This is a genomic window from Pustulibacterium marinum, from assembly GCF_900116665.1.
In the GTDB taxonomy this organism is placed as follows: domain Bacteria; phylum Bacteroidota; class Bacteroidia; order Flavobacteriales; family Flavobacteriaceae; genus Pustulibacterium; species Pustulibacterium marinum.
In genome coordinates this window covers 736,734-752,581 of record NZ_FPBK01000001.1, presented here as the reverse complement: position 1 = coordinate 752,581, position 15,848 = coordinate 736,734, and the positions used below count along the sequence as shown (strand labels likewise).

11 protein-coding genes are annotated in these 15,848 nt (G+C 36.5%); 9 read left to right on the top strand and 2 right to left on the bottom strand.

Features of this window, described 5'->3' with window-relative positions:
• Positions 1–353 precede the first annotated feature (353 nt).
• From BM383_RS03255 to BM383_RS03230, 6 genes are all read left to right on the top strand, one after another.
• The gene (locus BM383_RS03255; protein ID WP_093022913.1) at positions 354–2,375 is read left to right on the top strand and encodes a M3 family metallopeptidase; all 2,022 of its coding nucleotides are present in this window, start codon (positions 354–356) and stop codon (positions 2,373–2,375) included.
• Positions 2,376–2,490: 115 nt separating this feature from the next.
• On the top strand, positions 2,491–2,994 hold the full coding sequence (locus BM383_RS03250; RefSeq protein WP_093022911.1) for a GbsR/MarR family transcriptional regulator: 504 nt from the start codon (positions 2,491–2,493) through the stop codon (positions 2,992–2,994).
• Positions 2,995–3,049: 55 nt separating this feature from the next.
• Positions 3,050–3,958 (top strand): TIGR01777 family oxidoreductase, encoded by a 909-nt coding sequence (locus BM383_RS03245; RefSeq protein ID WP_093022909.1) that lies wholly within the window; start codon positions 3,050–3,052, stop codon positions 3,956–3,958.
• Complete coding sequence (locus BM383_RS03240; protein ID WP_093022907.1) at positions 3,955–4,299, top strand: hypothetical protein; 345 nt, start codon at positions 3,955–3,957, stop codon at positions 4,297–4,299. Before BM383_RS03245 ends, BM383_RS03240 begins: the two co-directional genes overlap by 4 nt.
• An 11-nt stretch (positions 4,300–4,310) precedes the next feature.
• Positions 4,311–4,700, top strand: a complete 390-nt coding sequence (locus BM383_RS03235; protein ID WP_093022905.1) for a hypothetical protein — start codon at positions 4,311–4,313, stop codon at positions 4,698–4,700.
• Between the two features lie 31 nt (positions 4,701–4,731).
• The gene (locus tag BM383_RS03230; protein WP_093023442.1) at positions 4,732–5,283 is read left to right on the top strand and encodes a sigma-70 family RNA polymerase sigma factor; all 552 of its coding nucleotides are present in this window, start codon (positions 4,732–4,734) and stop codon (positions 5,281–5,283) included.
• Positions 5,284–5,542: 259 nt separating this feature from the next.
• Here the strand turns inward: BM383_RS03230 and BM383_RS03220 are convergent, their stop codons facing one another.
• The gene (locus BM383_RS03220; protein WP_093022901.1) at positions 5,543–6,355 is read right to left on the bottom strand and encodes a UbiA prenyltransferase family protein; all 813 of its coding nucleotides are present in this window, start codon (positions 6,353–6,355) and stop codon (positions 5,543–5,545) included.
• A gap of 220 nt (positions 6,356–6,575) precedes the next feature.
• Between BM383_RS03220 and gcvP the strand changes: the two genes are divergently transcribed.
• The 3 genes from gcvP (at position 6,576) to BM383_RS03205 (ending at position 11,215) form a co-directional block, all read left to right on the top strand.
• Positions 6,576–9,425, top strand: coding sequence for an aminomethyl-transferring glycine dehydrogenase (gcvP, locus tag BM383_RS03215; protein WP_093022899.1), 2,850 nt, complete (start codon positions 6,576–6,578; stop codon positions 9,423–9,425).
• A gap of 167 nt (positions 9,426–9,592) precedes the next feature.
• Positions 9,593–10,651, top strand: coding sequence for a 3-oxoacyl-ACP synthase III family protein (locus BM383_RS03210; protein WP_093022897.1), 1,059 nt, complete (start codon positions 9,593–9,595; stop codon positions 10,649–10,651).
• 45 nt (positions 10,652–10,696) lie between these two features.
• Positions 10,697–11,215 carry a class I SAM-dependent methyltransferase gene (locus BM383_RS03205; protein ID WP_093022895.1) on the top strand — a complete coding sequence of 173 codons (519 nt, stop codon included), beginning with the start codon at positions 10,697–10,699 and terminating at the stop codon, positions 11,213–11,215.
• A 70-nt stretch (positions 11,216–11,285) separates the two neighbouring features.
• On the opposite strand, the gene BM383_RS03200 is transcribed toward BM383_RS03205, so the two are convergent.
• Complete coding sequence (locus tag BM383_RS03200) at positions 11,286–15,755, bottom strand: T9SS type B sorting domain-containing protein (protein WP_093022893.1); 4,470 nt, start codon at positions 15,753–15,755, stop codon at positions 11,286–11,288.
• Between the last annotated feature and the right edge of the window lie 93 nt (positions 15,756–15,848).

Sequence of the window (15,848 nt, the reverse complement as noted above, 5' to 3'; positions counted from 1 at the left end):
TATCAGTAATTCTAACTACAAAGATGTAGTTATAAATCATAATAGTGAATTTTACGGTCATCATTTTTTTTAGTTTTCGATTAAATAACCGTTTTTTTAGTTTAACTAAACTGTTAAGCATTAAAATCCTACCCCTTATAAGACAAAGACTACTTCACGTTTTCAAAAAACTGTATTTCCACGCTCATTTGGAATAAATAATCTACATCATTTGAAGATTAATAAAGAGATATATTCTAATAGCACATTTTCAATACTTCCCTAAGTAACTCTAGACACATTATATTATTTTTAGCATAATTGGTTTCAAATCTTCTTAAATTTGGAATCTTACAAATTCAGAAAAATACATTATGTCACTTTTAGATACTAAGTATAACACTGCTCCATTTTCCAAAATCAAAGCAGAAGAATACCTTCCTATAATTCAAAAGGAAATAGAAAACACTCAAAAAGAAATAGACGCCATTACCAATAATCCGGAAGCGCCAACTTTTGAAAATACCATTGAAGCTTTGGAATTTACCGGAGAAGTTTTAGACCGCGTTACCAGCATGTTTTTTAATTTGAACAGTGCCGAAACCAACGATACCATCCAGAAACAAGCCCAGGAAATTTCACCAATTCTTACTGAATTCGGAAATGATATTCGTTTAAACGAAGCTCTTTTCAAAAGAGTAAAAGCAGTGTACGATCAAAAAGACTCGCTAGATTTAACTCCGGAACAAACTACATTGCTCGACAAAAAATACAAAGGTTTTTCTAGAAACGGAGCCAATTTACCGGAAGACAAAAAACAAGAATTAAGAGCTATTGATAAAGAGCTTTCGCAATTAAGCTTGAAATTTGGCGAACATGTTTTAGCCGAAACACAAAAATTTGAATTGCTGATCACAGACGAAAAAGATTTAGCCGGCTTACCAGAAGGAACTGTAGAAGCTGCTAAAAATTTAGCCGAATCAAAAGAAAAAGAAGGCTGGTTATTTACGCTAGACTACCCAAGTTACATTCCGTTTGCAACTTATGCCGAAAACAGAGACCTGCGCAAGCAAATGTCGTTGGCTTTTGGTAGCAAAGCATTTCATAATGATGAATTAGACAATCAGGAAATTGTACTTAAAATTGCCAAATTACGTCACCAACGCGCTAATTTGCTAGGCTACCAAACTCACGCCCATTTTGTTCTAGAAGAACGCATGGCAGAAACTCCTGAAAAAGTAAACAGCTTTTTACAAGAATTACTAGAAAAAGCGAAACCTGCTGCGGAAGCTGAATTCAACAAATTAACAGAATTTGCCAAAGCCACTGACGGAATTGACACTTTACAAAAATGGGACAGCGCTTTCTATACTGAAAAGCTAAAACAACAGTTATTCAACTTAGATGATGAAAAACTGAAACCTTATTTCCAACTTGAAAATGTAGAAAAAGGAGCTTTTGAAGTCGCTAACAGATTATATGGTTTACAGTTTGAAGAAATCAACGATATTGACAAATACAACGAAGAAGTTACCACATACAAAGTAACGGATGCCGATGATAATTTTGTTGCTATTTTCTATACAGATTACCATCCAAGACCCGGAAAACGTAATGGGGCCTGGATGACGGTTTATAAAAATCAGTATGTAAAAGATGGCGAAAACAGCAGACCACACATTTCTATTGTGTGTAATTTTACCCGACCAACAGCTACCAAACCATCATTGTTAACATTCAATGAAGTTACTACTTTATTCCACGAATTTGGACACGCCTTACACGGAATGTTAGCCAACACTACCTATCCTAGCCTAAGCGGAACAAGCGTTTTCTGGGATTTTGTGGAATTGCCAAGTCAGGTGATGGAAAACTGGTGTTATGAAAAAGAAGCTTTGGAATTATTTGCCAAACATTACGAAACCGGTGAAGTAATTCCGATGGAATATGTAGCAAAGATCAAAGAATCAGCTACGTTTATGGAAGGCATGCAAACCGTTCGTCAATTAAGTTTTGGATTGCTCGATATGAGTTGGCACGGAATTGATCCAAGCAATGTAACGGATGTACAACAACATGAAAACGAAGCTTTCGCAAGTACCAAATTATATCCGGATACGCCGGAAACTTGTATGAGCACCGCTTTTTCGCATATCTTCCAAGGAGGTTATTCTTCTGGATATTACAGCTACAAATGGGCAGAAGTTTTAGATGCTGATGCGTTTGAGTATTTCTTAGAAAAAGGTATCTTCAACAAAGAAGTTGCTAGCAAATTTAAGGATTTTGTATTATCGCAAGGTGGAACTCAAAACCCAATGGAATTGTACAAAAAGTTCCGAGGAGCTGAACCAAAACCGGAAGCTTTGTTAAAAAGAGCTGGATTGATTCCTGCATAAATTATTCCATACATAAAACATAAAAAAACCGCTTCTAGAATTTAGGAGCGGTTTTCTTCTGAAATAAACTTTCAATATTTTTTGAAAGTTTAAAAACTTATTCTACATTTGAACTATGGAATTTTCACAAGCAAAAAATAAATTCATTCAGAGCTGGGGAGCATTAGGTTCTCAATGGGGCATTAATAAAACCATGGCGCAAATCCATGCGTTTTTAATGATTTCTCCTGAATCTGTTTCTATGGAAGAAATTATGGATGAACTGAAAATTTCAAGAGGAAATGCCAGTATGAATCTCCGCTCCTTAATTGATTGGGGAATTGTTTACAAAGATTTTAAGCAAGGTGAACGCAAAGAGTTTTTCTATGCCGAAAAAGATTTAGATGAATTGGCTATTAAAATTTCTCGCGAGCGTACCAAAAGAGAAATCAAGCCCGCATTAAAAGTTTTAAAAGAAGTTTCTGCTATTGATGCCAACGCTACCGAAAAAGAAAAACACTTTAAAACACAAACATGCGCATTGTATAATTTTGTTTCGAAAGCAGACAATGCTATTGAAAAAATTACTGAATATAATGACAACTGGTTATCTAAATTATTAAAAAGATTACTCACGTAGTCTATTTTTTTAATCAAAAGTTTCATTTTTTTCTGAAACTTTAAAACATTCAATCATGAAAGAAAAACTAATTATTGCTAGTGGCACCGGATTTTTAGGAAACATACTCCTCACCTATTTCAAAGATTTGTATGACGTAGTGATACTTACCCGAGGTAAAACACAGCTTAAAAATGGCATTAAACACATTCATTGGAATGCAAAAACACTTGGATTATGGCAGCATGAATTGGAGAATGCTGCCGTGTTAATCAATCTTACAGGGAAATCTGTGAATTGCAGATACACACAAGCCAACAAAAAAGAAATTTTACAATCTAGATTAGACAGTACTTACATTCTTAACAAAGCCATTTTAGAATGCAAACAGCCGCCAAAGCATTTCATCAATTCTTCTACGGCGACCATTTATATTGATTCGAATACCAAAAAAATGACTGAACGGAATGGAGATATTGGGAACGACTTTTCTATGACAGTAGCCAAAAAATGGGAAGAAAAATTCTTTGCTACTAAAACTCCAAACACTCTAAAAACAGCTATACGAACCAGCATTGTACTAGGTAAAAAAGGAGGTGCTTTTATCCCGTTAAAGCGATTATCAAAATTTGGTTTTGGAGGAAAACAAGGCAATGGAAAACAATTAATGAGTTGGATTCATGAACTAGATTTTGCCAGAAGCATTCATTTCATCATACAGCAAAAAATAACAGGAGTTATCAATGTGACAGCTCCCAAGACCGTCCCAAATCAAGAGTTTATGAAAAGTTTAGCTAGAAATATAAAGCCAATTGTATCTCTTCCAACTCCCGAAAGCTTATTAACCATAGGAGCTAAAATCATAAGAACTGAACCGGAACTTGTTTTAAAAAGTAGAAATGTGTATCCGGAAACTTTACTAGAAAATAACTTTCAATTTCTATATCCAACCATCGACAGCGCACTTGCAACTCTAGTATTATGAACTATAATATTCTGGCATATTTCATTTATTTTATAGTAACCACAGCAACAGTTATCAAGGTAGGTATTATTTGCTATACCAACGGTAACACTTTTGTGGCCAACTTACTTCCAGATGACCGAGAGCTTTCAAAAAAAATCAACACCACATTGTTGGTTGGTTATTATCTACTAAATCTTGGGTATTGCGCCACCACATTAATTAGCTGGACAACCATTACAAACTCACAAGAACTTATAGAAATGGTGTGCACTAAAACTGCAACAATTCTATTCATCATAGGAGTTCTGCATTATATCAACATCATTTCAATCATCAAATTTATTAAATCAAAACAGTAAAATTATTCATTATGGAAACTACAAAAATCATCATCGGCTACGCAATTTATTTGCCCATTGCGCTTGTACTTACGTATTATGTATCGCGCACTCTTTTTAAAAATAGCGTGGTGTATATGAACGACATTTTTCATGGAAGAGAAGAAATTGCAAATGCTACCAACACCCTCTTTAAAACCGGATTCTACCTATTAAATTTAGGTTTTGCCTTTATCATTCTAGAAATGCGATTGTATGACAACACCTATCAAAATCTGATTGAAGAATTAAGCAGAAAAATAGGCGGGTTCTCTATTTATTTAGGCATTATGCTGTTCTTAAACTTATACTTTTTCTTTAGAGGAAAACGCAAAGCGAAATTAAATGCAAAAGCGAATCAATTTAAGTCTTCATATTCATAGAAATAATTCTATTTTTGATAAAAAGCTTTTAATGCCGCCACACAAATTACATCCAGAAGGTTGGATAGCAAACCATGCCGATTACCTTTACAATTATACCATTGCTAGGGTAAGCGACGAGGAAGTTGCTGAAGATATTGTACAAGATACTTTTTTGGCGGCATTAAAAGCTGCTCCCAATTTTAAAGGAGAAGCTGCAGAGCGCACTTGGCTTTTTGCTATTCTGAAACGAAAAATTATTGATCACTATCGAAAAATCAATTCAAACAAAGGAAAAGCAGAAGTACATATGCAACTTGGCGATCCTGATGAAGATTCAAAAGATTGGATAGAAGTGAGAGCCGAGGATGATACAAAAAATGCTGAAGATCTTCTGGAAAATGAGGAATTAGGATTGGCTATTCAATCATGCCTTGCAAAACTACCAAAAAAGCAAGCGCAGGTTTTTAAAATGAAAACTATAGAAGGATTGGATACCGATACTATTTGTAATGAATTGAATATGACTCCGTCTAACCTTTGGGTGATTATTCACCGCGCTCGAACTGCTTTAGCCGACTGCCTCCAGAAAAATTGGTTTTAAATTTAAGTTTATGAAGAATAATTTCTTATCCGTTTGTCAAAAATCGTGTTATATCTGTGACCAAAGCCAATATGAAGAAGCTGGATTTATAGATAAGCTAAAATTGAAAATGCACTTGGCTCTGTGTAAATCCTGTAGGGAATACAACCAAAAAAACTCTAAACTTTCAGCGTTGATTCAAAAGTCAGATGTAAAATGTATGTGTTCTAAAAAGAAAAAAGAACTTCAGAAAATCATAGAATCTGAAATGAAAAAATCATCATAACTCAAGATAAATCAGTAGCCAAACTATAGGCAAACTTTCTACCCAAAATCCTGCATAATATTTTGATCTTTTTGTATCTGCAAAGAAAATAAAAACCAATAGCAGAAAGGTCAAAACAACGTCGGCAATGATGTGATTTGGTTTCTCCTCAAAAAACAATAAACCGAACGCTATGAAAATTGCCGTAAATCCATATCCCACATATTTCGCATTTTTCACTCCAACTTGTTGAGGAATAGTCCCAAGACTTATATTATCGTCCTTCAAATCTCTTATATCAAAAGGAATCAATAGTGCCAATACCAAGAAAAATCTTTGAAAAAACTCTAGCCAAACAGCACTATCAATTTCTCTGTTATCATCAACAACAGGAATAATAACCGTAGTTAGTGCCCAGCACAAGGCTACAAAATAAACCTTCAGTCCGCTTAAACTTCGGAAACTTTGTTGATTTGGCAAAAAAGGAAGTGAATACAAAACCGTTAAAACTCCAGTTAATGCTAATACCAGCCAAACCTTCCAATCAAGCTGAAGCACCAAAAAACTCATTACCGCAAAAGATACAAAACTTATAAACTGAATTAATTTCATATAAAACCCAGAAACTCTAAAATAAGATTTTGCTTTGGTTCCAAATTTCATGAAGTTATAACTAAAAATGGTAGCACAAAACCCTACCAAACACAAGTTAAGATCAAACGGAATATGAAACTTATAAAACGTAAGTGCCATTAAGCACGCAACGGATAACGCCACATGCAAACTAGCGTCTACATAAAACTGAAGTAGTTGTTTTAAAAATTTCATCTGGCAAATGTATCATATATTTTTTTCTCTTGAGAAGGAGTTTCTTCACCTTTAATTTTAAAACAGTTCATCAACAGTTTGTTATACATATAGCAAACTGTTTACAACCTGCATTTTATGGTTCAAAACTTTCAATTTAGTTCTTAGTAAAATCAAAAATTTAATCAGTACTTTTGCGCGCATAAAACGCAACTATACAATTCAATAGACATTTAAGCGAATGAGAACAGATTCTTTTGCATTGCGCCACATTGGCCCAGATGAAAACGATTTACAAAACATGTTAGCTACAGTTGGTGTAGAAAGCTTAGACCAACTTATCTACGAAACCATTCCAGATGACATCAAACTTCAGAAACCGCTAGATTTGCCAGCTGCAATGAGCGAATACGAATATTTGAATCATCTTTCAAAAATCGCTTTAAAAAATAAAATTTATAAATCTTATATTGGTTTAGGATATCATGAAGGCATCACTCCTTCTGTTATCAAAAGAAATATTTTGGAAAATCCGGGATGGTATACAGCTTACACGCCTTACCAAGCCGAGATTGCTCAAGGTAGATTAGAAGCTTTGTTAAACTTCCAAACCATGATCGCTGATCTTACCGGAATGGAATTGGCTAATGCTTCTTTGCTAGATGAAAGTACCGCAGCTGCCGAAGCTATGACAATGCTTTTTGCATTACGTAGCAGAGCTCAGAAAAAAGCCAATGCTGTAAAATTCTTTGTTTCTGAAGAAATTTTACCACAATCACTTTCATTATTACAAACCAGAGCACTTCCTTTAGGAATTGAGTTAGTTATTGGAAATCACGAAGATTTTGATTTCTCTACTGAATTCTACGGTGCTTTATTACAATATCCGGGGAAATACGGACAAGTAAATGACTATGCTGCTTTTGTTGAAAAAGCGCATGAAAATGAAATTCGTGTAGCTGTTGCAGCCGATATTTTAAGTTTGGTATTGTTAACGCCTCCTGGTGAATTTGGAGCTGATGTGGTCGTAGGTACTACACAACGTTTTGGTATTCCGTTAGGATACGGTGGACCGCACGCTGCTTATTTTGCTACAAGAGAAGAATTCAAAAGAAATATTCCGGGTAGAATTATTGGTGTTACCAAAGACAAAGACGGTAACCGTGCGCTACGTATGGCGTTACAGACCCGCGAACAACACATTAAAAGAGATAAAGCTACTTCAAACATTTGTACCGCTCAGGTATTGTTAGCAGTAATGGCCGGAATGTACGCTGTATACCACGGACCAAAAGGCTTAACATATATTGCCAACAAAGTTCACGGAGCAACAAAAACCGTTGCTGAAGAGTTAGGTAAATTAGGGTTTACTCAAAAGAACACTTCTTATTTTGATACGATTTTAGTAGAAGCTGATGCTGCTAAAGTAAAAGCTTTGGCAGAAGCGAAAGAAATAAACTTCTATTATGTAGATGATACTACAATTTCTATATCTCTGAACGAAACTGTTTCTTTAATGGACATCAATACAATTGTTGCCATTTTTGCTGAAGTTGCCGGAAAAGAGTTTACAGAAGTTGAAGCCTTATCAGAAGCCAAAGTTATTACAGGAAGCAACAGTAGAACTTCTGAATTTTTAACGTTGGATGTTTTCAACAGTTACCATTCAGAAACTGCTTTGATGCGTTACATTAAAAAATTAGAGCGTAAGGATCTTTCTCTAAATCATTCTATGATTTCGTTAGGATCTTGTACTATGAAGCTGAATGCTGCTTCTGAAATGCTTCCAGTAAGTTGGGCAGAATGGGGTAACATTCACCCTTTTGCTCCTGTTGAACAAGCCGAAGGATATCAAATTGTTTTAAAGAAATTAGAAGAACAATTAAATGTGATTACTGGTTTTGCAGCTACATCTTTACAACCAAACTCTGGTGCACAAGGAGAATACGCTGGTTTAATGGTAATCAAAGCATACCACGAAGCGAACGGAAATGGAGAAAGAAATATTTGTTTGATTCCTGCTTCTGCTCACGGAACGAACCCTGCTTCTGCGGTAATGGCCGGTATGAAAGTAGTGGTTACCAAAACCGATGAAAAAGGGAATATAGATGTTGAAGATTTAAGAGAGAAAGCTGAGAAGTACAAAGACAGTCTTTCTGCTTTAATGGTAACATATCCTTCAACTCATGGAGTTTTTGAATCTTCTATTAAAGAGATCACAAAAATCATTCACGATAACGGCGGACAAGTTTATATGGACGGTGCTAACATGAATGCTCAGGTTGGTTTAACAAACCCTGCAACTATTGGCGCAGACGTTTGTCACTTAAACTTACACAAAACCTTTGCTATTCCTCACGGTGGTGGTGGACCAGGTGTTGGACCAATCTGTGTAGCGGCGCATTTAGCAGAATTTTTACCAAGCAACCCAGTTATTAAAACCGGAGGAGAAAAAGCGATTACTGCCATTTCTTCGGCTCCTTGGGGTAGTTCTTTAGTTTGTTTAATTTCTTACGGATACATTACCATGTTGGGATCTGAAGGATTAACAGATGCTACCAAATACGCTATACTGAACGCAAATTATATCAAAAATAAATTAGAAGGTCATTTCCAAACGCTTTACACAGGAGAACGTGGAAGAGCAGCTCACGAAATGATTATTGATTGTCGTCCGTTTAAGAAAAACGGAATTGAAGTTGGTGACATCGCAAAACGTTTAATGGACTATGGTTTCCACTCGCCTACGGTATCATTCCCTGTTGCAGGAACTATTATGATAGAACCTACCGAAAGTGAAAACAAAGAAGAACTGGATACCTTTTGTGATTCATTAATCGCTATCAAACAAGAAATCGATGCGTGTACGGCTGAAGAACCAAATAACGTTATGAAAAACGCTCCGCACACATTGCAAATGCTAACTTCAGACAATTGGGTACTTCCTTATTCAAGAGAAAAAGCTGCATTCCCTCTAGAACACCTTCAGGATAATAAATTCTGGCCGACTGTTCGTAGAGTTGATGATGCATATGGAGATCGTAATTTATTCTGTACTTGTGCTCCTATCGAAGAGTACGTAGAGGCATAAAATACGCTTTAAACCTATAAATAAAAAGGCTTTTCAGAATATTACTGAAAAGCCTTTTTTGTATAAATCTTTTGTGCAATGATTTTGAACATCGTATCATTTTTGAAAAAAAACTAATTTAGAAGTTCGTAAATTATATCTTTAGCAAATTTTTAAATCGGAATTTCATGAATGTTAAAATTTCAGGAATAGGATCTTTCATTCCCTCAAATATTCAAATGAATGAAAACTTTAGTGAACATGAATTTTTAAATGATGATGGAAGCAAGTTTGAACAACCAAATGATGTGATCATAGAGAAATTCAAGGCTATTACAGGAATTCGCGAACGCCGTTATGCAAATACAAACCACAACACATCAGATCTTGCTTTTTTAGCTGCAAAACAAGCTATAGAAGATGCTAAAATTGATCCTGAAACCATAGATCAAATTATAGTTGCCCATAATTTTGGCGATGTAAAACACAATACAATCCAAAGCGATATGGTACCTAGTATCGCTGCAAGAGTAAAGCACTTTCTAGAAATTCAAAATCCAGCTTGTGTTGCTTACGATCTCATTTTTGGATGCCCAGGCTGGCTGCAAGGAGTAATTCATGCAAATGCTTTTATCCAAAGTGGTATGGCAAAACGCTGTTTGGTTATTGGGGCAGAAACACTTTCAAGGGTTACTGATAAGCATGATCGTGATTCCATGATATTTTCTGATGGTGCTGGTGCTACAATTTTAGAAGCTACTGAAGACAATCATGGTATTCTTTCTTTTGAAGCAGCCACTTATTCCAAGAACGAAGCGCAGTACTTAGGCTTTGGAGCTTCTTACAATCAAAATTCATGTCAGGATACGCGCTACATAAAAATGAACGGTAGAAAAATCTATGAGTTTGCTTGTACACGAGTTCCTCATGCCATGAAAACATGTTTAGACAAATCTAACGTAGACATTTCAGATTTAAAGAAAATATTTATTCATCAAGCCAATGAAAAGATGGATGAAGCCATTATAAAACGTTTCTATAAACTTTACAAAATGCAAGCTCCAGAAGGTATTATGCCTATGTGCATCCAAAAGTTAGGAAATAGTTCTGTTGCAACCATCCCTACGCTTTTAGATATGGTAAAACGTGGTGAAATAAAAGATCAAAATATAGAAAAAGGAGATATTATAATGTTTGCGAGTGTAGGCGCCGGTATGAATATCAATGCGGTTACTTATAAAGTATAAAGTTTGAATTGTTATATTCGTGGGAAATTTTACTGACTCTTAAAAATGTATAAGTATTACCCCACCAAACGCTACAAAGAAACCCTTTCTTTTCTTCACAAATATGTTTCTAAAAATGAAACTATTTTAGATTTGGGTATAGAAAATCCCTTTTCTAAAATCATGAAAGAAGAAGGATATCAGGTTGAAAACACTAGTGGTGAAGATCTTGATGAAGACAGAAGCACCATTGAAAATTCAAATTCAGATGTTGTTACAGCATTGGAAATTGCAGAACATTTACTAAATCCTTATACGGTTCTTAAAAACATTCGATCGAAAAAACTAATTATTTCTATCCCATTAAGACTTTGGTTTGCTACGGCATATAGAAGCAAAACTGATAAATGGGACAGACATTACCATGAATTTGAAGATTGGCAACTAGATTGGCTTTTAGAAAAAACCGGATGGAAAATTATTGATTCAAAAAAATGGACTAACCCTACTAAGAAAATCGGTATTCGCCCATTGTTAAGATATATCACTCCAAGATATTATATTGTATATGCTGAACGTAAATAACAACAAAGCCTCCAATTCTGGAGGCTTTGTTGTTATTTATATAAATCTCTATCCGATTTCTTAATCGCTATTATTTCTTCATCGAAAAGTGATCGGTGTATTCTTTCACTTGGCCAGTGTTTGGTTCGGTATACACGACCTTGAACCAATAGTCGTTGGAAGTGAGTATTTTTCCATTGTATGTTCCGTCCCAACCTTCACTGGTAGCACTCATCTGTTTTAACAGTTTTCCTTGTCTGTCAAAAATGAAGATCTGTGCATTCTCTTGATTTTCTAATCCGATGATCTTCCAAGTGTCGTTGACACCATCGCCGTTTGGAGTGAAGTATTTCATATAGTCTACTACACTTACCTCGATGGTTAAACTTCCACAGCCGTTTTCCTCTGCTATCGTTACGGTATGTACACCGGGGATTACGCCTAAGAACAGTCCTGTGTCTTGTGGGGTATTGTCATCTAACTGATAGGTGTAGCTGGCTATTCCGGTTCCTTCGGCTATCACTTCTACACTATTGTTTCCACTAAAAATTTCTGATTGGATCACTGTTGGTGTGACACTTGGTAACGATGCTTCTTCATACACCACCGTGTTACTGGTGTAACTACATTGGTTCTCTGTATTGGTATTGGTTACCGTTACATAGTACTCGCCTCCCTGAGTTACTTCTATCGTTGGTGTGGTGGCTCCGGTATTCCACTGGTAGCTGTAACCTGTTCCTAGATCCATTCCGATCACAGGGTTGTTCGTTGCATCGATACATACGATCCCTTCATTCTTTTCATATAGCGTGATCTCTGGTAATGGTTCTACGATCAGTTCTATCTCTATAGGTTCTCCATTGGTACATCCGGTAGCATCATTGGTTACCACGGCGTATACAATGGTTGAACCGCTCTCATAGGCTGCTACATCTTCAGAAGGCATAGCATTAAGCTGCGCTAAGGCATCATCATAGTTTTCATAGAAGCTTACGGTAAAACCATTAGGGTCCTGTCCTGCAAGAATGGTTGCTTCTAAACTGCTTAAATCAAATACTTCTATACCATCGTTATTGTAATAACCTTCTGCCGTTAAACTTTCACAAAGTACATAAGACTCTGGTGTTTCTGCTAGTGGTGCTTGTTCTATGTCTATGGTATAAGCTAGTGTCTGTGCACAACCCGTGATGGTATCCAATACGCGGGCAGCAATGTCTCGGGTACCTTCTACTGTTATGTTAGGCCCCACGATCTCTCCTGTGCCAGCCTCGGCTGCTGCTTCAGTAGCGTGGTAGGTGATCACAAGTCCGGTTGCATCGCCTCCGTCCAATACAAAACTATCCATATCGGTCAAGGGAATGGTTTCTACATCATCGTTGTCTACTTCACATAAATAATATACTGGTTCTTCCGTAACTTCCGGTAATGGATGAACAATCAATTCAAACTCTGTAATAGTCAAACAACCCGTCATGTTGTTGGTCACGGCTACATAGATCGTTTGGTTGTAAGGGGTTACATTGTAGTAACTCTCTGGATTGTCAATCGCATTGGTACCCGCAAAAGCATCATCATAGTTTTCATAATAGGTTGCCGTTACGCCGGTTTCACCATTTAAAATAGTCAATTCATCCACTGTTAAATTAAATACGGTTTGGCCGTTGTTCTCATCACCATCCAAGTCATCATCACAGGCTTCCTGTGCTTCGATCTCTGCAAGCGGCGTTGGATTGTTCAACACTCGTAAGGTTACTGTGGTGAACGATGTACAACCTGTAAGGGCATCTTCTACTCTTACAAAGATCGTTTGTGGGTTTTCTAAATTGGTATACGCTGTATCTGGAATGATCTGATTGGTATTGTTCTGTGCATCTGCCAAGGTTTCGTAATATAGCACCATATAACCATCTACGCCACCGGTTACTTCTTCATTTTCTACAGTAAGATCGAATACTAAAGTTTCATCACCATCTTCTCCAAAATCATCACACAAAGCTAGTTCGTTGTCATAATCTGGATTGATCACTGGATTTGGGTGTACGATAAGATCAAACTCTCGCACCGTGTAACAACCCGTAGCGTTGGTTTCTAAACGTACGTAAATGGTTTGTAAAAATGGGGTGATGTTGGTATAGTATGTTGGTAAAGGGCTTTGATCTGCTATCGCATCATCTTCGGTTGCGTGGTAGCTAATACTAAACTCTGAAGTACTCTGAGTGCCGTAAACTGCTTCGTTTTGAAGACTCAAATCAAACTCTGCTAAGCCATCGGCTACTGAATCATCACAAATTTCTAAAGGCTGCAAGTTCACTGCTACTACAGGAGTTGGATGTACGATCAGTTCTAAAGGAACTACATCATAACAGCCCGTGATAGCATCTTCTACGCGTACATACATGGTCTGATCATTTGGATAAATGTTTTCATACATGCTTTCAAAGGCATTCACATTTGTATCGGCATCTGATTGCGTTTCGTGAACCGTTACAATATAGTCTCCGTCATCTGGAACTACTTCACTAGCTACTGCATCTATGTCAAATTCACCATAACCGTCATTGTCAGGATCACAGAATTCCATTGGCGCTGGCGCCACAGCAACGGGTGGTGTGGATACTACTAATTGAAGGGTGGTGAAGTTTTCACAACCGGTTACCACATTACGTAACACTACAAAAAGTTCCTGTGTTGGCGTGGCTATATTGGTATATGCACTAGCAAGCGGACTCTCACCACTCATATAATCTGCTTCGCTTTCAAAATAGCTAACACTGATATTGGATTGTCCGTTTACAATCTCTGCATTCTTCTCCGTTAACATGAATTCTACATAACCGTCTGTAGGTGCGTAATCACAACCGTATAAAGGGGTGGGCGTTAGAATTTCAGGTAAATCGTGAACAATCAAATCAAAACCTACGGTGTTATAACAACCGGTAGTCATATCTTCTAAGCGAGCATATACTGTTTGTTCATAAGCTGTAGTATTAACATATGAATCCGGAGTTGATATTAATTCATTGAAATCAGACGTTATAGCTGCCTCTTCACTTTCAAAAAATAATACGATATAATCATCTGACGAAGCCCCATCCAGAATAACATCTATTGTTGAATTCAAATCAAATGCTTCAAAACCATCATTTAAAGTTTCTTCATCACAAACCTCTAAAGGTTCAGGTTCTCCAATATTTGGTTTGGAAACATATAACGTAAAGGTTCTAACATATTCACAATTATAAGCTCCAACTCTAACAAAAATTTCCTGCTCGTAAGGAATTGTATTTGTAAAAGCTTCAGGAACGGCTATTTCATTCACCGAATTTTCTAAATCTTCTTCAGAAGTGTAGTATTCAAAGATGTAACCATCAACCCCTCCTGTAATTTCATATTCTTTTGATGTTAAGTCAAATTCAGTAAATCCATCACTTACATCATCCTCACAAATGACATAAGGCAGTATTGGATCTGTAGGCAAATTTTCAAGAAATTCAATCTCAACAGAATCATCAATAACACAACCTTCGCTACCCCCAATTTGAGCAGAAACTCCATAAGTACCTGAACCATAACCCCCAAAATCTGAACTAGTTGCAGAATATGTTGAATTAACTTCACCAGGAATAGGCATTCCATTAAAGGTCCATTGATACGAATTCCCATCACCCGCTAATAAAGATAAATCAGCTGTAGCGCCATAACAAACAGGATTTTCATTTGCCAAGGTCATATCGCCACCTAAATCACCTCCAATGCTAAAAGTACCAGCTCCAAGAAATACTGCTGATGGTAATGCATGATCCGTAGCATTTGCTACCGCCAACTTAATATGGTATGTTTCCCCAGGAGTAACATCAGAAGAAGCCGTCATCACTTGTGTTATTCCATTAAAATTTACCGGACCTGTTCCGGCATCAAAATAGGTGTCAAAATAATCTGGATTTGCTCCACCACATACCGTATTTGAGTCAGGATGCACCGTAGTAACCGCAACCGGAATATCTGTACCAGGAACTACAGCTAAATTAGTTGTATTACCATCAGAATCCGTTAACAAAAAAGCAAAAACATCTGTATAAGTACATTCAAAACTATCACTACCATATTCTTCAGAAGCAAAAAGGAAGTCAAAACTTATAGATCCTGTCATAGGCACAAAATCAAACTCAATGACAGTAGCATCATTGGTAGAAGTAGCACTACTTCCTGGTATTGCACTAACAATAGCATCTAAATCTGAATCTCCTGGCCAGTTTCCCCCAGGGTAAGTCCCATTGGGTCCACCAGCACTGGCCGCCCCAGCAGAAACCAAGACCACTCCTTCATTGAATTCAAAAGTACCATCTGGATCTTCAAAATATCCTATTCCACTTGCTCCTCCATAATCTGTTCCGGTCAAAGATGAATAATTAGAGGTATTAGCACAGGAATTTCCAATCAAAATATCCTGAACTAACTCTTCAACAGTGTAAGTATCGGTTTCTACTGTTACCTGAGAAAAGCTATAACCGCTCACCAGTAATAGCAATACAATTAATAATTTAGAGTAGTTTTTCTGCATAGCGTTGGTTTTATGAACGCTAAAGATAAGAAATACTGTATTTTATGAAATAAAAAATTTAAATTATAGTTAAATAATTCATAATTTAACAGA